Annotated in this window: 14 protein-coding genes and 1 tRNA gene; 11 read left to right on the top strand and 4 right to left on the bottom strand. The window is 74.4% G+C overall.

From position 1 onward, the window contains the following. Positions 1-5 precede the first annotated feature (5 nt). The 9 genes from ACWIX6_RS14230 to ACWIX6_RS14190 all read left to right on the top strand — a co-directional run bounded on the left by ACWIX6_RS14230 (position 6) and on the right by ACWIX6_RS14190 (position 13,691). Complete coding sequence (locus tag ACWIX6_RS14230) at positions 6-635, top strand: Trp biosynthesis-associated membrane protein (protein WP_448613081.1); 630 nt, start codon at positions 6-8, stop codon at positions 633-635. 187 nt (positions 636-822) lie between these two features. Then, a complete protein-coding gene (trpC, locus tag ACWIX6_RS14225) occupies positions 823-1,632 on the top strand; it encodes an indole-3-glycerol phosphate synthase TrpC (RefSeq protein WP_448613080.1) in 810 nt (269 codons plus the stop codon). 23 nt (positions 1,633-1,655) lie between these two features. Beyond that, entirely contained in the window at positions 1,656-3,062 is a 1,407-nt protein-coding gene (gene trpB, locus ACWIX6_RS14220) for a tryptophan synthase subunit beta (protein WP_448613079.1), read from the top strand. After that, positions 3,059-3,859 carry a tryptophan synthase subunit alpha gene (gene trpA / locus ACWIX6_RS14215; protein ID WP_448613078.1) on the top strand — a complete coding sequence of 267 codons (801 nt, stop codon included), beginning with the start codon at positions 3,059-3,061 and terminating at the stop codon, positions 3,857-3,859. The genes trpB and trpA overlap by 4 nt, the downstream gene beginning before the upstream one ends. After that, positions 3,856-4,830, top strand: coding sequence for a prolipoprotein diacylglyceryl transferase (lgt, locus tag ACWIX6_RS14210; protein WP_448613077.1), 975 nt, complete (start codon positions 3,856-3,858; stop codon positions 4,828-4,830). Before trpA ends, lgt begins: the two co-directional genes overlap by 4 nt. A gap of 396 nt (positions 4,831-5,226) precedes the next feature. Continuing rightward, the gene (gene gltB, locus ACWIX6_RS14205) at positions 5,227-9,873 is read left to right on the top strand and encodes a glutamate synthase large subunit (RefSeq protein ID WP_448613076.1); all 4,647 of its coding nucleotides are present in this window, start codon (positions 5,227-5,229) and stop codon (positions 9,871-9,873) included. Beyond that, a complete protein-coding gene (locus tag ACWIX6_RS14200) occupies positions 9,866-11,353 on the top strand; it encodes a glutamate synthase subunit beta (RefSeq protein ID WP_448613075.1) in 1,488 nt (495 codons plus the stop codon). Before gltB ends, ACWIX6_RS14200 begins: the two co-directional genes overlap by 8 nt. 23 nt (positions 11,354-11,376) lie before the next feature. Beyond that, positions 11,377-12,792, top strand: a complete 1,416-nt coding sequence (gene pyk / locus ACWIX6_RS14195) for a pyruvate kinase (RefSeq protein ID WP_448613074.1) — start codon at positions 11,377-11,379, stop codon at positions 12,790-12,792. Further along, positions 12,789-13,691, top strand: coding sequence for an acyl-CoA thioesterase (locus tag ACWIX6_RS14190; protein WP_448613073.1), 903 nt, complete (start codon positions 12,789-12,791; stop codon positions 13,689-13,691). The genes pyk and ACWIX6_RS14190 overlap by 4 nt, the downstream gene beginning before the upstream one ends. 94 nt (positions 13,692-13,785) lie before the next feature. Here ACWIX6_RS14190 and ACWIX6_RS14185 read toward each other — a convergent pair whose 3' ends face one another. Next, positions 13,786-15,528, bottom strand: coding sequence for a pyridoxal-dependent decarboxylase (locus ACWIX6_RS14185; RefSeq protein WP_448613072.1), 1,743 nt, complete (start codon positions 15,526-15,528; stop codon positions 13,786-13,788). Between the two features lie 97 nt (positions 15,529-15,625). Beyond that, positions 15,626-15,699: transfer RNA gene (locus ACWIX6_RS14180), tRNA-Leu, on the bottom strand. 88 nt (positions 15,700-15,787) lie between these two features. On the opposite strand from ACWIX6_RS14180, the gene ACWIX6_RS14175 reads away from it, so the two are divergent. Further along, positions 15,788-16,402: an ANTAR domain-containing response regulator gene (locus tag ACWIX6_RS14175; RefSeq protein WP_448613071.1), complete on the top strand. Its 615-nt coding sequence runs from the start codon at positions 15,788-15,790 to the stop codon at positions 16,400-16,402. Between the two features lie 205 nt (positions 16,403-16,607). Further along, on the top strand, positions 16,608-17,957 hold the full coding sequence (locus tag ACWIX6_RS14170; RefSeq protein WP_448613070.1) for an ABC transporter substrate-binding protein: 1,350 nt from the start codon (positions 16,608-16,610) through the stop codon (positions 17,955-17,957). Positions 17,958-18,037: 80 nt separating this feature from the next. Here the strand turns inward: ACWIX6_RS14170 and ACWIX6_RS14165 are convergent, their stop codons facing one another. Then, positions 18,038-18,460, bottom strand: a complete 423-nt coding sequence (locus tag ACWIX6_RS14165; protein ID WP_448613069.1) for a DUF1772 domain-containing protein — start codon at positions 18,458-18,460, stop codon at positions 18,038-18,040. 42 nt (positions 18,461-18,502) lie between these two features. Further along, a complete protein-coding gene (locus tag ACWIX6_RS14160) occupies positions 18,503-18,820 on the bottom strand; it encodes a hypothetical protein (protein ID WP_448613068.1) in 318 nt (105 codons plus the stop codon). Between the last annotated feature and the right edge of the window lie 125 nt (positions 18,821-18,945).

The raw sequence follows: 18,945 nt of genomic DNA, 5'->3' as shown, positions 1-18,945 counted from the left end.
GGGAGATGACCCTCGCCCTGGTCGGCTGCATCGCCGCCGGGGGGCTGGCGCTGTCGTCGTCGGCCCAGCGCTGGCTGGAGGTCACCGTGACCCGTGAGCCCCCGCTGCCGCCGGTCGTGGACACGCTGACCGGGGCGCAGGTCGCACCGCTGGTCCCCGCCTGCGGGCTGCTGCTGCTCGCCGCGGCCGTCGCCGTGCTCGCCGTCCGCGGGGCCGGCCGGCTGGGCGTCGGTCTGCTGGTCGTCGCCGCCGGCGCGGGACTGGTCTGGTCGGGCCTGCGCGCGCTGACCGGCGGGATGACCACCGCGGCGGCGCAGGACGCGGCGGGGGTGGTCGGCGGGTCCGCCACCGGCGAGGTGTCGGTCGGCTGGCCGGGGCTCGCCGTGGCCGCCGGGCTGGTCGCCGTCGCGGCCGGCCTGCTGGTGACGGTCCGCGGCCGGCGCTGGCCGGGGATGGGCCGCCGCTACGAGCGGACCGGCGGCGAGCGGACCGGCGGGGCGTCCGCGGCCGCCCCGGCGCGCCCGGCCCGCGCGGCCACTCCGGAGGACGAGCACCAGGCAGCCTGGCGGGCCCTGGACCGGGGAGAGGACCCCACCGCAGACCCCACCGGCCCCCGGACGGGCCGGACAGTGTGACCCACCCCCTCGGGGGAGGAGCACCGAGCCCCCGGCAGGCCGCCGGTCGGCGCGTCTCTACAGTGGCCTCACCGATCCGACTGGTGAGGAGACGTCCGGTGTTCCATGCTGAGGGGTTCACGCTCCGCGGTGGGCGCGTGACTTGTGCCTCGCCGGTACGCAGCGAGACCCTCAGCGGGGAGAGTCCATGAGCGTCCTCGACGAGATCCTGGCCGGCGTCCGGGAGGACGTCGCCGCCCGCCAGGCCTCCGTCCCCTTGGCCGAGGTGGCCGCCGCCGCCACCGACGCCGCGCCGGCGCTGGACGCCCTCGCCGCGCTGCGCGCCCCCGGCGTCGGGGTGATCGCCGAGGTCAAGCGGCGCAGCCCGTCCAAGGGGGACCTCGCCGAGATCGCCGACCCGGCCTGGCTGGCCGCCCAGTACGCCGCCGGGGGAGCCCGGGTGATCAGCGTGCTCACCGAGCGGCGCCGCTTCGGCGGCTCGCACGCCGACCTCGCCGCCGTCCGCGCCGCAGTCGACGTCCCGGTGCTGTGCAAGGACTTCGTGGTCACCAGCTACCAGGTGCACGAGGCGCGGGCGCACGGCGCGGACGTCGTCCTGCTGATCGTGGCCGCGCTGGACCAGAACACGCTCACCGGGCTGCTGGAGCGGGTCGAGTCCCTGGGCATGACCGCGCTGGTCGAGGTGCACACCGAGGCCGAGGCCGACCGGGCGCTGTCCGCCGGCGCCGCCGTCATCGGGGTGAACGCCCGCGACCTCACCACCCTGGAGGTCGACCGCTCCACCTTCGAGCGGATCGCCCCCGGCCTGCCCTCCGGGGTGGTCAAGGTCGCCGAGTCCGGCGTCCGCGGGCCGCACGACCTGATCAGCTACGCCGGGGCGGGAGCCGACGCGGTGCTGGTCGGCGAGGGGCTGGTCACCGCGGGGGACGCCCGCCAGGCCGTGGCCGACCTGGTCACCGCCGGTTCGCACCCGGCGACCCCGCGCGCCGCCCGCTAGCCAGTTCGCGGGACACTGAGGGGGTGACCCTCTCCGCCGCTCGACCGGCCCCCGACGTCCGCGAGTCCAGCGCGCACCCGGCGGAGCGGCCCGCGTGGCCGGACGCGACCGGGCACTTCGGTCCCTACGGTGGCCGGTTCGTGCCCGAGGCGCTGATCGCCGCTCTCGACGAGCTCACCGCCGCCTACGAGGCGATGCGGGTCGACCCCGCCTTCCTCGAGGAGTTCGACCGGCTGCAGCGCGACTACACCGGCCGGCCCAGCCCGCTGACCGACGTCCCCGGGTTCGCCGAGCACTGCGGCGGCGCCCGGGTGCTGCTCAAGCGCGAGGACCTCAACCACACCGGCTCGCACAAGATCAACAACGTGCTGGGCCAGGCGCTGCTCACCAAGCGGATCGGCAAGACCCGGGTCATCGCCGAGACCGGCGCCGGCCAGCACGGCGTGGCGACGGCGACCGCCGCGGCCCTGATGGGGCTGTCCTGCACCGTCTACATGGGCGAGGAGGACACCCGTCGGCAGGCGCTCAACGTGGCCCGGATGCGGCTGCTGGGCGCCGAGGTCGTCCCGGTCACCACCGGGTCGCGCACCCTCAAGGACGCGATCAACGAGGCGTTCCGCGACTGGGTGACCAACGTGGAGACGACCAACTACGTCTTCGGCACCGTCGCCGGCCCGCACCCCTTCCCGGCCATGGTCCGCGACTTCCAGCGGGTGATCGGCGACGAGGCCCGCGAGCAGGTGCTGGAGCGCTGCGGCCGGCTGCCCGACGTCGTGCTGGCCTGCGTGGGCGGCGGTTCCAACGCGATCGGGATCTTCACCGCCTTCGTGCCCGACGACGGCGTCCGGCTGGTCGGCCTGGAGGCAGGCGGCGACGGCGTGGCGACCGGCCGGCACGCGGCCACGATCACCGGGGGCGAGCCCGGCGTGCTGCACGGCGCCCGCTCCTACCTGCTGCAGGACGACAACGGCCAGACCATCGAGTCGCACTCGATCTCCGCCGGCCTGGACTACCCGGGCGTCGGCCCCGAGCACGCGCACCTGCACGACCTGGGCCGGGCGGAGTACCGGCCGGTCACCGACGCCGAGGCGATGGAGGCCTTCGCGCTGCTCTGCCGCACCGAGGGGATCATCCCGGCGATCGAGTCCGCGCACGCCCTGGCCGGCGCGATGCAGGTGGGCCGGGAGCTCGGCGAGGACGCGCTGCTGCTGGTCAACCTCTCCGGGCGCGGGGACAAGGACGTCGAGACGGCGAGCGCCTGGTTCGGGCTGGGCGAGCACGGCGCCCCGACCGACGAGGACGACCGCGCTGTGGAGGCCGGCCGCGGCGCCGACCCGGGCCCGGGCCTGGACACCGACCAGCGGCCCACCGAGGGCGCCGTCTCGGGCGGCGAGGCGGTCGCCGGGCAGGACGCGGGGGAGCAGGCATGAGCGCCCTGCACAGCCGGATCTCCGCCGCCAAGGCCGAGGGCCGCGCGGCGCTGGTCGCCTACCTGCCGGTCGGCCACCCCGACGTGGACGCCTCCATCGAGGCCATGGTCGCCGCCGTCGAGGGCGGGGCGGACGTCGTCGAGGTCGGCGTCCCCTACTCCGACCCGGGCATGGAGGGGCCGGTGATCCAGGAGGCGATGGACGTCGCCGTCCGGGCCGGCATCGGCCTGCGCCACGTCCTGCCGGCGGTGTCGGCGGTGGCGGCGGCCGGTGCGGTGCCGGTGGTGATGAGCTACTGGAACCCCATCGAGCGCTACGGGGTCGACCGCTTCGCCGACGACCTCGCCGCCGCCGGGGGCGCCGGGGTGATCACCCCCGACCTGATCCCCGACGAGGCCGGCCCGTGGCTGGCGGCCACCGAGCGGACCGGCCTGGACCGGGTCTTCCTGGTCGCGCCGTCGTCCACCGACGCCCGGCTGGCCGCCACCGTCGCCGCCTGCCGCGGGTTCGTCTACGCGGCCTCCACGATGGGGGTCACCGGGACCCGCGCGACGGTCGGCGCGACGGCCGGTGAACTGGTGGCCCGGACCCGACGGGTCGCCGGGGACCTCCCGGTCTGCGTCGGGCTGGGGGTCTCCAACGGCGACCAGGCCGCCGAGGTCGCCTCGTTCGCCGACGGGGTGATCGTCGGGTCGGCCTACGTGCGCCGGATGCTCGACGGCCGCGGCGCCGCGGGCGTCCGGGAACTGTCCGAGGAGCTGGCCGCGGGCGTCCGGCGTGCCAAGGTGCCCACATGACCGTGCTCGCCGCGATCCCCAGCCCCAGCCAGGGCGTCTGGGAGCTGGGCCCGTTCCCGCTGCGCGCCTACGCGCTGTGCATCATCGCCGGCATCGCCGCCGCCTGCTGGATCGGCGAGCGCCGCTGGGTGGCCCGCGGCGGAGCGCCTGGTGAGATGCTCGACATCGCGGTGTGGGCGGTGCCCTTCGGCATCGTCGGCGGCCGGCTCTACCACGTGATCACCACCCCCCGCCCCTACTTCGGCGAGGGCGGCGACCCGCTCAAGGCCTTCGCGATCTGGGAGGGCGGCCTGGGCATCTGGGGCGCCATCGCCCTCGGCGGGGTGGGGGCGTGGATCGCCTGCCGCCGCCGCGGCATCCCGCTGCCGGCCTACGCGGACGCGATCGCCCCGGGGATCCTGGTCGCCCAGGCCATCGGCCGGCTGGGCAACTGGTTCAACAACGAGCTCTACGGCCGGGCCACCGACCTGCCCTGGGCGCTGACGATCTACGAGTGGCTGCCCTCGGAGGGCCGCGCCGTGACCGGCCCGGACGGGCAGCCCGTCGTCCAGGGCACCTACCACCCGGCGTTCCTGTACGAGCTGCTGTGGAACCTCGCCGTCGCGGCGCTCGTCGTCTGGGCCGACCGGCGGTTCCGGCTGTCCCACGGGCGGGCCTTCGCCCTCTACGTCGCCGCCTACTGCGCCGGCCGGCTGTGGATCGAGATGCTGCGGATCGACGCGGCGGAACGGGTCCTCGGGGTGCGGCTCAACGTCCTCACCTCCGTCGTCGTCGGCCTGCTGGCGGTCGCCTACCTGGTCTGGCAGCGCGGCCGGCCCCGCGAGGTCATCGACCGCGGCGGCGCCGGGCGGGCGGAGCAGCCCCCCGCTCCGCCGGCGTCCGACCCCGCCGACGGCGTGGGCGCATCCCCGGCGCCGGCGACCGGCGAGGACAACGGAGACCCCTCCCACCGGAGGCCGCCGCCCGGCTGATCCGTCCCGGCGGACGGCGCCGGCAGGGGCAGCCCCGCCGAGACGTCCCCGACACCCGACGGACATGTCGCGGAGGCGATCTGTCTGTGTACGCTCATCGCGGCCGACCAGCGATCCTGGGCCGGTCGGCGACGTCGGACCGGGCCAGTGACGCCCCGCGCACGACCAGCCCCGCGGTCACCGCTCCTCCGTGCCCGCGGGACCCAGCCGGGGCGGACGCACCGCGTCCCCGCCGGCCTGCGTTGCCCCACCCGTCGGACCTCATCCGGTTCCCGCACCACCCTGCACCGCATCGACCACCCGGCGGGGCACCCGCCCCCCGCACCAGCGCCCTCGCCCGGCCCCTCCGGGGCCCGTGCCGAGGGGCCGCCGCGGCCAGCCGACGACGGGAGTGACATGCCTGACCTCTCCGCCCCCGCCACCGCGCCCGCTTTCTCGGCGCTGCCTCCGGCCTCGGGTCTCTACGACCCCGCGAACGAGCACGACGCCTGCGGCGTCGCGTTCGTCGCCGACGCCCGCGGACGGCGCTCGCGCGCCATCGTCGCGGCCGGGCTGACCGCACTGCACAACCTCGACCACCGCGGAGCGGCCGGCTCCGAGCCGAACTCCGGGGACGGCGCGGGCATCCTCACCCAGGTCCCCGACGGGCTGCTGCGGGCCAGCGTCGACTTCGACCTGCCGCCGCTGGGCGAGTACGCCGTCGGCATCGCCTTCCTGCCCGCCGACGCCGAGCAGCGGGCCGCCGTGGTGGACGCCGTCGCGCGGATCGCGGCCGAGGAGGGGCTGACCGTCCTGGGCTGGCGGGAGCTGCCGGTCGACCCCGACGGCGCCGACCTCGGGCCCACCGCCCGCGCGGTGATGCCGCACTTCGCCCAGCTGTTCGTCGCCGAGACCATCGGCGCCCGCGCCGACGCCGCCGCGTTCGGCGGCCGGACCGACCACCACGGGGTCACCCGGCTGGAGCGGCGGGCGTTCGTGCTGCGCAAGCGCGCCGAGCGTGCCGCCCGGGAGGCGGGCAGCAGCTGCTACGTGGTCTCGCTGTCCTCCCGGACGCTGACCTACAAGGGCATGCTGACCACCGACCAGCTGCCGGCCTTCTTCCCCGACCTGCGCGACGAGCGCTACGAGTCCGCGATCGCGCTGGTGCACAGCCGGTTCTCCACCAACACCTTCCCCAGCTGGCCGCTGGCGCACCCGTTCCGGTTCATCGCCCACAACGGTGAGATCAATACCATCAAGGGCAACCGGAACCGGATGCGCGCCCGCGAGGCGAAGCTGGACACCACGCTGTTCGACGGCCCCGCCGGCCCGGCCGCCGAGCTCGGCCTCGACCGGATCTACCCGGTGACCGCCAGCGACTTCAGCGACTCGGCGACCTTCGACGAGGTGCTGGAGCTGCTGCACCTGTCCGGCCGCTCGCTGCCGCACGCCGTGCTGATGATGATCCCGGAGGCCTGGGAGAACCACGAGGAGATGGACCCGGCCCGCCGGGCCTTCTACCGGTTCCACGCCTCGATCATGGAGCCCTGGGACGGGCCGGCCTGCGTCGCCTTCACCGACGGCTCGCTGATCGGCGCCGTGCTGGACCGCAACGGCCTGCGCCCGGGTCGCTGGTGGCAGACCAAGGACGGCATGGTGGTGCTGGCCAGCGAGGCCGGCGTGCTCGACGTCCCGGCCGGCGACGTCGTCGCCAAGGGCCGGCTGCAGCCGGGCCGGATGTTCCTGGTCGACACCACCCAGGGCCGGATCGTCGCCGACGAGGAGGTCAAGGGCGCGCTGGCCGGCGAGCACCCCTACGACGACTGGCTGCACGCCGGGCTGGTGCACCTGCCGACCCTGCCCGAGCGCCGCCGCTCGCGGCCCAGCCACGAGTCCGTCGTCCGCCGGCAGCAGCTCTTCGGCTACACCGAGGAGGAGCTGCGGGTGCTGCTCACCCCGATGGCCTCCTCCGGCGCCGAGCCGATCGGCTCGATGGGCACCGACACCCCCGTCGCCGCGCTGTCGGACCGGTCGCGGCAGCTCTACGACTACTTCGGGCAGCTCTTCGCCCAGGTGACCAACCCGCCGCTGGACGCCATCCGGGAGGAGCTGGTCACCAGCCTGGGCCGCACCTTCGGCCCCGAGCAGAACCTGCTGGAGGCCACCCCGGCGTCCTGCCGCCAGGTCTTCCTGCCCTACCCGGTCATCGACAACGACGAGCTGGCCAAGATCCTGCACATCGACGACGACGGCGACCTGCCCGGTTTCGCCGCCGTCCGGATCACCGGCCACTTCGACGTCACCGGCGGCGGGCCGGCGCTCGCGTCGGCCGTCGAGGCGCTGCGCACCAAGGTCAGCAAGGCCATCGCGGCCGGCGCCCGGGTCATCGTGCTGTCCGACCGGGACTGCGACGAGAAGCGTGCCCCCATCCCGTCGCTGCTGATGACCGCCGCGGTGCACCACCACCTGGTGCGCGAGCGCACCCGCATGCAGGTCGGCCTGGTCGTGGAGTCCGGTGACTGCCGCGAGGTGCACCACGTCGCGCTGCTGCTGGGCTACGGGGCGGCCGCGGTCAACCCCTACCTGGCCTTCGAGTCCATCGAGGACCTCATCCGGGACGGCTCGCTCACCGGTGTCCAGCCCGCGCAGGCCGTGCGCAACATGGTCAAGGCGCTGGGCAAGGGCGTGCTCAAGGTGATGAGCAAGATGGGCATCAGCACCGTCGGCTCGTACACCATGGCGCAGATCTTCGAGGCCGTCGGGCTGAGCCAGGACCTCGTCGACGAGTACTTCACCGGCACCTCCGCGCCGCTGGGCGGGGTGGGCATCGACGTGCTCGCCGAGGAGGTGGCCATGCGCCACCGCCGGGCCTACCCGCAGAACCCGACCGAGCGGGCGCACCGCCGGCTGGAGACCGGCGGGGAGTACCAGTGGCGCCGCGAGGGCGAGGTGCACCTGTTCAACCCCGAGACGGTGTTCCTGCTCCAGCACGCCACCCGGGCCCGCCAGTACGACGTCTTCGAGCGCTACACCGAGACCGTCGACGCGCTCTCGGCCGACGCTGCGACGCTGCGCGGGCTGTTCTCCTTCCGGACCGGCGTCCGCCCCCCGGTGCCGATCGAGGAGGTGGAGAGCGTCAGCGAGATCGTCAAGCGGTTCCAGACCGGGGCGATGAGCTACGGCTCGATCTCCCAGGAGGCGCACGAGACCCTCGCCATCGCGATGAACCGGCTCGGCGGCCGGTCCAACACCGGCGAAGGCGGGGAGGACCCCGACCGCTTCGCCCGGGACGAGAACGGGGACCTGCGCCGCTCGGCGATCAAGCAGGTCGCCAGCGGCCGGTTCGGCGTCACCAGCGAGTACCTGGTCAACGCCGACGACATCCAGATCAAGATGGCGCAGGGCGCCAAGCCCGGTGAGGGCGGCCAGCTGCCCGGCGCCAAGGTCTATCCCTGGGTGGCCCGGACCCGGCACTCCACGCCCGGCGTCGGCCTGATCAGCCCGCCGCCACACCACGACATCTACTCCATCGAGGACCTCAAGCAGCTGATCCACGACCTCAAGAACGCGAACAACGAGGCGCGGATCAACGTCAAGCTGGTCGCCGAGGTGGGGGTCGGCACGGTGGCCGCGGGCGTCAGCAAGGCCCACGCCGACGTCGTCCTCATCTCCGGCCACGACGGCGGCACCGGCGCGGCGCCGCTGACCTCGCTCAAGCACGCCGGCTCGCCGTGGGAGCTCGGCCTGGCCGAGACCCAGCAGACGCTGCTGGCCAACGGGCTGCGGGACCGGATCACCGTCCAGGTCGACGGCCAGCTCAAGACCGGCCGCGACGTGGTGGTCGCCGCGCTGCTGGGCGCCGAGGAGTTCGGCTTCGCCACCGCCCCGCTGGTGGTCAGTGGCTGCGTCATGATGCGCGTCTGCCACCTGGACACCTGCCCGGTCGGCGTGGCCACCCAGAACCCCGAGCTGCGCAAGCGGTTCACCGGGCAGCCGGAGTTCGTGGTCACGTTCTTCGAGTTCCTGGCCGAGCAGGTCCGCGGCTACCTCGCCGAGCTCGGCTTCCGCTCACTCGACGAGGCCGTGGGCCACGCCGAGCTGTTGGAGACCCGCACCGCGGTCGACCACTGGAAGGCCCGCGGCCTGGACCTGTCCAAGATGCTCGTCGTCCCTGAGCTGCCCGAGGGCGCGCCGCGGCGGCAGGTCCGGACCCAGGACCACGGCCTGGAGCAGGCGCTGGACCAGACCCTGATCCAGCTCTGCGAGGGTGCGCTGCTCGACGCCCGCCCGGTCAGCCTGCAGCTGCCGGTGCGCAACGTGAACCGCACCGTCGGCACGATGCTGGGCTCCATGGTCACCCGCCGCTTCGGCGGCGAGGGCCTGCCCGACGGCACCATCGACCTGACCTTCGAGGGGTCGGCCGGGCAGTCCTTCGGCGCCTTCCTGCCGCGCGGCATCACCATGACCCTGCTCGGCGACGCCAACGACTACGTCGGCAAGGGCCTGTCCGGTGGGCGCATCGTCGTCCGTCCGGCGCTGGAGGCGACCTTCGCCGCCGAGGACGCGGTGATCGCCGGCAACGTCATCGGCTACGGCGCCACGGCCGGTGAGGTGTTCCTCCGCGGCCGGGTGGGGGAGCGGTTCTGCGTGCGCAACTCCGGCGCGCTCGCCGTCGTCGAGGGCGTCGGTGACCACGCGCTGGAGTACATGACCGGCGGATCGGCGGTCATCCTCGGCCCCACCGGGCGCAACGTCGCGGCCGGCATGTCCGGCGGGATCGGCTACGTGCTGGACCTCGCCCGGCACCGGGTCAACAGCGAGATGGTGGAGATCGAGACGCTGGACGCGGAGTCCTCGCAGTGGCTGCGGGACGTGCTGGTGCGCTACCACGGCGACACCGGCTCCACCGTGGCCGCGGCCCTGCTGGCCGACTGGGGCCGCTGGTCCGAGCGGTTCAGCGTGATCATGCCGCGTGACTACCGTCGCGCGATGGAGGCCCGGCAGGCCGCCGAGGCCGCCGGCTACGACGTCGACCGAGCTGTGATGGAGGCCGCACGTGGCTGACTCGACCGGGTTCCTGAAGTACGGCCGGAAGACCCCGCCGCGCCGTCCGGTGGACGTGCGGATCATGGACTGGAAGGACGTCTACCTGGACCGGGAGACCGGGGAGGACGCCGTCTTCCCGGTCGCCGCGGTCCGCGAGCAGGCCGCCCGCTGCATGGACTGCGGGATCCCGTTCTGCCACCACGGCTGCCCGCTGGGCAACCTGATCCCGGAGTGGAACGACCTGGCCCGCCGGGACGACTGGCGGGAGGCCATCGAACGGCTGCACGCCACCAACAACTTCCCCGAGTTCACCGGGAAGCTGTGCCCGGCCCCGTGCGAGGGCGCCTGCGTGCTGAACCTGCAGGAGTCGCCGGTAACGATCAAGCAGATCGAGTTCGAGATCATCGACCAGGCCTTCGCCCACGGCTGGGTGACCCCCCAGCCGCCGCAGGAGCTCACCGGCCGCAGGGTCGCCGTCGTCGGCTCCGGGCCGGCCGGGCTGGCGGCCGCCCAGCAGCTCACCCGCGCCGGGCACGAGGTGACCGTCTACGAGCGGTCCGACCGGATCGGCGGGCTGCTGCGCTACGGCATCCCCGAGTTCAAGATGGAGAAGCGCTACGTCGACCGGCGGCTGGACCAGATGCGCGCCGAGGGCACCCGGTTCGTCACCGGCGTCGAGGTCGGCGGCAGCCGCCCGGACGACCTCTCGGTCGAGCAGCTGCGTGCGGACTTCGACGCCGTGGTGCTGGCCGGCGGGGCCACCATCGGCCGCGACCTGAAGGTCCCGGGCCGGGAGCTCTCCGGCATCCACCTGGCGATGGAGTTCCTGCCCTACGGCAACCTGCAGGCGCTCGGCGAGCTCGACGAGCCGCCGATCAACGCGGCCGGCAAGCACGTCGTCATCATCGGCGGCGGTGACACCGGCGCGGACTGCCTGGGCACCTCGCACCGGCAGGGCGCCGCATCGGTCACCCAGCTGGAGATCATGCCCGAGCCGCCGGGGACGCGCGCCGCGCAGAACCCGTGGCCGACCTACCCGCTGATCCTGCGGGTCTCCAGCGCCCACGAGGAGGGCGGCGATCGGCTCTACTCGATCAACACCGAGCGGTTCCTCGGCGACGAGGACGGCAACGTGCGCGCGCTGCTGGTGCACGACGTGCAGATGGTGGACGGCCGGTTCCAGGAGGTGGAGGGCACCGACCGGGAGATCCCGGCCGACCTGGTGCTGCTGGCCATGGGCTTCACCGGGGCCCAGCGCGCCGGCCTGGTCGACGGCCTCGGCGTCGAGGTCGACGGCCGCGGCAACGTCGTCCGGGACGGCGACTTCATGACCACCGTGCCCGGCGTCTTCGTCTCCGGTGACATGGGCCGCGGGCAGTCGCTGATCGTCTGGGCGATCTCCGAGGGCCGCGCCGCCGCCGCCGCGGTCGACGGTTGGCTGACCGGGGACACCGCGCTGCCCCGGCCCGTCACCCCCACCGCCGTCCCGCTGCGCTGACCCCCGACCGATAGGTTCTCCTCATGTCCCGCCGCGCCAAGATCGTCTGTACGTTGGGGCCGGCGACCGGCTCCCTGGAGCAGATCACCGCCCTGGTCGAGTCGGGCATGGACGTCGCCCGGCTGAACTTCAGCCACGGCGCGCACGCCGACCACGAGAAGTCCTACCGCATGGTCCGGGAGGCCTCGGACAAGGTCGGCCACGCCGTCGCGGTGCTCGCCGACCTGCAGGGCCCCAAGATCCGGCTCGGGACGTTCGCCGACGGCCCGGTCACCTGGGCGTCCGGCAGCCGGGTGTGCATCACCGTGGACGACGTCCAGGGCACCGCCGAGCGGGTCTCCACGACCTACAAGGACCTGGCCAACGACGTCCGCGTCGGCGACCGGCTGCTCATCGACGACGGCAAGCTCGCCCTCACCGTGGTCGAGGTCGACGGTCCGGACGTGTGGTGCCTGGTGCTCGAGGGCGGACCGGTGTCCAACAACAAGGGGCTGTCCCTGCCCGGGGTGGCCGTCAGCGTCCCGGCGCTGTCGGACAAGGACGCCGAGGACCTCCGCTTCGCGCTGTCCCTGTCGGTCGACTTCGTGGCGCTGTCGTTCGTCCGCTCGCCCCGCGACGTCGAGCTGGTCCGCGAGATCATGCGCCAGGAGGACGTCGAGGTCCCGGTCATCGCCAAGCTGGAGAAGCCCGAGGCGGTGGACAACCTCGAGGAGATCGTCGAGGCCTTCGACGGGATCATGGTGGCCCGCGGCGACCTGGGCGTGGAGCTGCCGCTCGAGCGGGTCCCGCTGGTGCAGAAGCGCGCCGTCCAGGCAGCGCGCGAGCGCAACAAGCCGGTCATCGTCGCCACCCAGATGCTCGAGTCGATGATCGAGAACTCGCGGCCGACCCGGGCGGAGGCCTCCGACGTGGCCAACGCCGTCATGGACGGGGCGGACGCGGTGATGCTGTCGGGGGAGACCTCGGTGGGGAAGTACCCGATCGCCGCGGTCCGGACGATGGAGCGGATCATCGACGCCGTCGAGTCCGACGGCATCCGCACCCCCCAGGTGCACCGCGTCTCCTCGTCCCGGTCCGGGGCCATCGTGCGGGCGGCCAAGGACATCGGTGAGTCGATGGACGTCAAGGCGCTGGCCGCGTTCACCCTCACCGGGAACACCGCACAGCGGCTCGCCGCGCTGCACACCCGGCTGCCGATCCTGGCCTTCACCACCGACCCGCGGGTCCGCAGCCGGCTGGCGCTGTCCTGGGGGGTGGAGACCTTCCTGGTGCCCACGGTGACCCACACCGACGACATGGTCGGCCAGGTCGACTTCTCGCTGCTGTCCATCGGCCGGCTGCGGGAGGGCGACCGGGTCGTCATCGTCGCCGGCAGCCCGCCCAACACCGCCGGCTCCACGAACCTGGTGCGCGTGCACGAGGTGGGGTCCGACGCGTGACGGTGTCGCCGCCGTCCCCGGCCGGCTCCGCGGGCGCCACCCCGGCGTCCGAGCTGATGGAGGTGCTGCGCCTCCAGCCGCGCGGGGACGACCTGTACGTCGGGCTGACCCCGCCCACCCCGCTGCAGCGGGTGTTCGGCGGGCAGGTCGCCGGTCAGGCGCTGATGGCGGCGATCGCGACGGTGCCGGAGGACCGGCCGGTGCACTCGCTGCACTCGTACTTCCTGCGCCCGGGGGACACCGCGGAGGAGATCCGCTTCGAGGTGGAGCGGCTGCGGGAGGGGCGGTCGTTCAGCACCCGGCGGGTGCTCGCCCGGCAGACCCGCAAGGGTGAGGACGTCGCCATCTTCGCCCTCACCGCGGACTTCCACGCCGGGGAGCGGCCGGTCGTCGAGCACTCCCTGCCGATGCCCGACGTCCCCGGGCCGGACTCCCTGCCCGGCCTGGAGGAGGTCGCCGCCGCCCACCCCACGAAGGCCGCCACCCTGCGGGTGCTGGCCCGGGCGGTGGAGCAGCGGTACCTCGCCGACCCCTTCGACCCGGCCCCGCGCACGCCCCCGGACACCGCCTCCCGCGCCTGGTTCCGGGTCACCGGCAAGCTCCCCGAGGTGGAGGCGGTGCACGCGGCGGCGCTGACCTTCGTCAGCGACCTCACGCTGCTGTCCGCCGGGCTCGCCCGGGTCGGCGGCGGCTGGGGCGGCTCGATCGTGGGCGCGAGCCTGGACCACGCCGTGTGGTTCCACCGCCCGGTGCTGGCCGACGAGTGGTTCCTGTACGAGACCGACAGCCCCTCGGCCTCCAGCGGCCGGGCGATGTGCCTGGGCAACATCTGGGCCGCCGACGGCACGCACGTCGCCACCGTCGCCCAGGAGGGGCTCATCCGCTCGCTCGGCGACTGAGCGCCGGCGGGCGGCCCGGGCGCGCGGCGTCGTCGAGTGCGCACCCACCGGGGTCTCGCCGCCGGTCCAGGCCCCGACGAGCGCGCACTCGCGGTCAGTCCCGGGCGGGCGCCGGGTCGAGGTCGGCCTGCGCGGCGACCTGCGCGGCGGTCTCGTCCTGGGCCGCCGGGGTCTCCAGGGTCGGGGCCTCCACGGCCGCCGCCTCGGCGCGCTCTGCCTCGGCGCGCTCTGCCTCGGCGCGCTCTGCCTCGGCGCGCTCTGCCTCGGCGCGCTCTGCCTCGGCGCGCTCTGCCGCCGCGGCCTGGGCGCGCTCCGCCTCCTGGCGTTCCGCCTGGGCGCGTTCTGCCTCGGCGCGTTCCGCCTCGCGGCGTTCGGCCGCCTGCTCCTCGAAGTCGTTGGCCAGCCAATCGTGGGCCTCGCGGAGCAGCGTCCACAGCCGCTCGACGTGCGCGCGGGTGGTGGTGGGGGCTCCGACCGCCACCCGGAGCACCGCGTCGCCGGACACCGTGGTGTGGGTGAGGAAGACCTCGCCGCCGTCGTTCAGCCGCTCCAGCAGCGTCATCGTGGCGACGTCGGCGTCCACGCCGGCCACCCAGCGCGGCTTGAGGCACACCAGCGACAGCGGGTGCGGGGCGACCACGTCGAACCGGTCGTCCGCGGCGGCCCACCCGGCCAGCTCCTGGGCCAGCGCGACCCCGCTGCGCACGTGCTCGCGCAGGCCCTCGGCGCCGTACCAGCGCACCACGAACCACAGCTTCAGCGCGCGGAACCGACGGCCGAGCTCGATCTGCCAGTCGCGGTAGTCGACCACCGCCCCGGTCTCGGTCGCCGCGTTGCGCAGGTACTCGGGCAGGATCGCCAGCGCCCCGGTCAGCGCCGCCCGGTCCGCGACGTAGAACAACGTGGCGTCTAAGCCGGTGAGCAGCCACTTGTGGGCGTCGGTGGTGTAGCTGTCGGCCCACTCGACGCCCGCCTGCAGCGGCCGCAGTTCGGGGGCCACGGCGCTGACGCCGGCGTAGGCCGCGTCGACGTGCAGCCACACGCCGTGCCGCTGGCAGATCGGGCCGAGCTCGGCCAGCGGGTCGACGGCGGTGGTGGACGTCGTCCCGACCGTGGCGCACACCAGCACCGGGGTGAGCCCCCGGGCGACGTCCCGCTCCAGCCGGGCGGCCAGTGCGGCCGGCCGCATCGCCAGGTCGCCGTCGACCTCGACGATCCGCACCGCGTCGCTGCCCAGCCCGGCGATCCGGACCGCCTTCTCCATCGAGGAGTGGGTCTCGGCCGAGACGTAGACCGTGTAGTCGTCTGGCTGCACGCCGGCGCGCACGGTGGCCCCGCGGCTGGCCCGGTGCAGTGCCGCCAGCAGCGCGACCAGGTTCGCCCCGGAGCTGGAGTCCTGCACCACGCCGCCGCCGCTGCCGGTGGACCGGAACGCTGCCGGCAGGCCCAGCAGGTCGGCCAGCCAGTCCAGCACGTGCTGCTCGAGCTCGGTGGCCGCGGGGCTGGTCACCCAGGACATGCCCTGCACGCCCAGGCCCGCCGAGACCAGGTCGCCGAGCACCGAGGGCCCGGAGGTGTTGGCCGGGAAGTAGCCGAAGAAGCCGGGGTGCTGCCAGTGGGTGACCCCGGGCAGCACGACCCGGTCCAGGTCGGCCAGCACGGCGGAGAACGGCTCGCCCTGCTCGGGTGCGGCGTGGGGCAGTTCGGCGCGCACGTCACCGGGGGAGACCTGGGAGCGGACCGGGAAGGAGCCGATCCTCGACCAGTAGTCGGCGATCCAGTCGACCACCTCGTGTCCGTGCTGGCGGAACTCGTCGGGCGTCATGTGACCGGTCACCCGGTCACCGTATTGACTGCCGTGTCCGGTCCCGGCGACCGGGGCCCGCTGCGGCACCTGGCCGCGGTGCGGTCCGTCAGGACCGCCATGCGCACGGTGCCCCCGGTGCGACTCGAACGCACACTGCGCGGGTTTTGAATCCGCTCCCTCTGCCGATTGGGGTACGGGGGCTGGCCGGTCCGCCGCGCAGCAGCCTATCCGGCGGCCGGTCGGCGGCTGCGGTCGCTGGTGGGAGCCCGTGATCGCTAGGCTCTGCCCCGTGACGAGCCAGCCGACCCGGGTCCTCATCGCCGAGGACGAGGCCCTGATCCGCCTCGACCTCAAGGAGATGCTCGAGGAGGAGGGGTACGTGGTCGTCGCCGAGGTCGGCGACGGGCAGGCCGCTGTCGACCAGGCGGTGGCGCTGCGCCCCGACCTCGTCGTCCTGGACGTGCAGATGCCGGTCCTGGACGGCATCTCCGCCGCCGAGCAGATCGCCGCCGCGCGGGTGGCCCCGGTCATCGTGCTCACCGCCTTCAGCCAGCGGGAGCTCGTCGAGCGCGCCCGCGACGCCGGCGCCATGGCCTACCTGGTCAAGCCCTTCTCCAAGAACGACCTGGTCCCGGCCATCGAGGTGGCCCGTGCCCGGTTCCAGGAGATGACCGCCCTGGACGCCGAGGTCGGCGACCTCCGGGAGCGGCTGGAGGCCCGCAAGGTCGTCGAGCAGGCCAAGGGCCGGCTGATGAGCGAGCGCGGCATGACCGAGGCCGAGGCGTTCCGCTGGATCCAGCGGACCGCGATGAACGAGCGGACGTCGATGAAGGCCCTCGCCCAGGCGATCCTCGGCCTGGACGCGCCGACCGGCCCGGCCGCCGCGGGACCCGCCGGGAGCTGACCCGCCGGGGGACGGCGCTGCCCGGACGGCCGGTCGACCGGTGTCGCCCGCCGGGATCGCGCAGGTCACAACCCCATCACGGTGAGGAGCGGGCCGGGTCGGCCGCGCAGATGGGCGGTTAGGTTCTTGCGACCGTGGGGGCTCCCGGGCGGCATCCGGCCGGCTGGAGACCCCAGAGCGACGCACACCAACTGGGAGTTCTTTGATGCGCACAGGCACGTTCGGCCGAGCCATCGCCGTCTCCGGTGCCGTCCTGCTCGCCGTGACCGCCTGCGGCGGCGGCGGCGAGAGTGACAGCGGCGGCAGCGGCAGTGGCGGCGGCGGCGGCGACGCCGCCAGCGAGAACGTCACCAACATCTACGGGTCCGACGGCAACATGGGCAGCTCCCTCGGTGAGCAGTTCACCGACGAGGGCGCCCTGGACGGGATGAAGGGCACGACGCCGCTCACCGACCTCAGCGACGACTTCAAGGGCCGGCTGGACACGATCGACCCCAACCTCGGCGGCACCTACAACTACGCCGGGGAGACCTACGACGCCATCCTGCTCGTCGCGCTGGCGGCGCAGGCCGCGGGCACGAACGACGCCACTGCCTTCGCCCCGTACATCAACGGGCTGACCTTCGGTGGCGACAAGTGCGAGGACTTCGCCAGCTGCCTGGAGATCCTCAACGGCGGCGGCAACGTCGACTACGACGGCGCCTCCGGCCCGCTGAGCTTCGCCGACCCGGGTGAGCCCGCGGTGGCCAGCTTCGGCCTGCTGCAGTTCGGCCCGGACAACGCCATCGACGACGCGGCCACCGAGTTCCAGGTGGCCGGCGACGAGGCCAACGCCGCCACCGACGAGGGCCCCGCCCCGGTCGCCCCCGGCGCCACCGGCGGGCCGCTGGTCGTCGGCACGCTGCTGCCGCTGACCGGTTCCCTCGCCTTCCTCGGCCCTCCGGAGGTCGCCGGCGCCAAGCTGGCCGTCCAGGAGATCAACGAGGCCGGCGGCGTGCTGGGCCAGCCGGTCCAGCTCGTCGAGGGCGACTCCGGTGACACCTCGACCGACACCGCCAACACCACGGTGGACCGGCTCCTCGCCGCCAACGTGAACGCGATCATCGGTGCGGCGTCCTCGGGCGTGAGCCTCACGGTCATCGACAAGATCGTCGCGGCCGGCGTCGTGCAGTTCTCGCCGGCGAACACCTCCGACCAGTTCACCACCTACAACGACCAGGGGCTGTACTTCCGCACCGCGCCCCCGGACGTCCTGCAGGCGGTCCCGCTGGCCGACCTGGTGCTCAGTGACGGCAACACCCGGGTCGGGATCCTCAACCTCAACGACGCCTACGGCACCGGCCTGGCGGAGAACGTCTCCGCCAACCTGGTCGACGGCGGGCTCGCCGAGGACGACATCCTGGCGATCACCTACGACCCCACGGCGTCGTCCTACGACACCGAGGTCCAGCAGATGGTCGAGTTCGGTCCCGACGCCATCGTCGTGATCGGCTTCGACGAGTCGGCGCGGATCATCCAGGAGCTCAACGCCCAGGGCATCGGCCCGGCGCGCTGACCGCCTGACCCCGCACCACACCGCGGCCCGGTCCCCTTCGGGGGGCCGGGCCGCGCTGCTGCGCCCACCCGGCACGCCGGTCAGCCGGTCGCGACCAGCGCCAGGGCGACCAGGACGCCGGCGGTGGCCAGCCCGACCCGCAGGGCGTCGGCGCGCAGCAGCCGGCGGTGCGCGGCGGCGTCCCACCCGGCGTCCAGCCGGCGGTGCAGCGGGACGGCGACCAGCCCGGTCACCAGCAGCACCGCCCCGTAGAGCACCGCGCCGGCCAGCACCAGCCCCAGCGGCGTCCCGGGCGGACGGTCGACGAGCAGCCAGCCGGTGGTGACCGCCTGGGCGGCGAACAGCGGGCCCACGACGCGGGCGATCCGGGTCTGGTGTGACCGCTCATAGCCGGCGAAGCCGGCCGGGGGGACGGCGGCGAACTGCGGGTACACCAGCACCCGCACGGTCCATTGGAAGCCGGCGTAGGCACTGACCACGAGCAGGTGGAGGGCGAGCAGCACCCGCTGATCCTGCCCCCGTCGCCCGACCGCCCGCCGCGGAGGTCAGCGCCGCTTGGCCGGCTTCCCGCGCCAGGCCAGGCTCGCGGCGTCCAGCTCCCGGACCAGCGGGTCGCCCTCGGTGGCCATCCGCTCGGCCAGCCCCACCGCCCGGCCCAGCTGGTCGTCGTCCAGCTGGGCGAAGGCGGGGGAGCGGCGCCGGTCCAGCACGTCGTACCAGCGTCCGCCGACGGCGTGGTCGAGCACGATCCGGCCGAAGCAGTGATCGGCGGTCACCACCCAGCCCTCGCCCCGGGCCCGGGCCGGCAGGTCGTGCAGCACCAGCTCCCGGTAGCGGGCGAGGAGTGCGGCGCGGTCGGGCACCCGCCCAGCCTGGCCCGGCGCCCTGGCCTCGGTGCAGGGGCCCGGGCCGAGCGTGCGAGGTCCGGGGGGCACCGGCGCTCTGGCCTCGGTGCAGGGGCCCGGGCCGAGCGTGCGAGGTCCGGGGG

It is taken from the genome of Modestobacter sp. URMC 112, assembly GCF_053502575.1.
This window is presented reverse-complemented; position numbering and strand designations above follow the sequence as displayed.

Excerpts from the sequence above, each read along its gene's own strand:
- trpC (WP_448613080.1), top strand. The coding sequence starts at position 823 with ATGAGCGTCCTCGACGAGATCCTGGCCGGCGTCCGGGAGGACGTCGCC.
- ACWIX6_RS14170 (WP_448613070.1), top strand. The coding sequence starts at position 16,608 with ATGCGCACAGGCACGTTCGGCCGAGCCATCGCCGTCTCCGGTGCCGTC.
- pyk (WP_448613074.1), top strand. The coding sequence starts at position 11,377 with ATGTCCCGCCGCGCCAAGATCGTCTGTACGTTGGGGCCGGCGACCGGC.
- trpA (WP_448613078.1), top strand. The coding sequence starts at position 3,059 with ATGAGCGCCCTGCACAGCCGGATCTCCGCCGCCAAGGCCGAGGGCCGC.
- ACWIX6_RS14230 (WP_448613081.1), top strand. The coding sequence starts at position 6 with ATGACCCTCGCCCTGGTCGGCTGCATCGCCGCCGGGGGGCTGGCGCTG.
- lgt (WP_448613077.1), top strand. The coding sequence starts at position 3,856 with ATGACCGTGCTCGCCGCGATCCCCAGCCCCAGCCAGGGCGTCTGGGAG.
- gltB (WP_448613076.1), top strand. The coding sequence starts at position 5,227 with ATGCCTGACCTCTCCGCCCCCGCCACCGCGCCCGCTTTCTCGGCGCTG.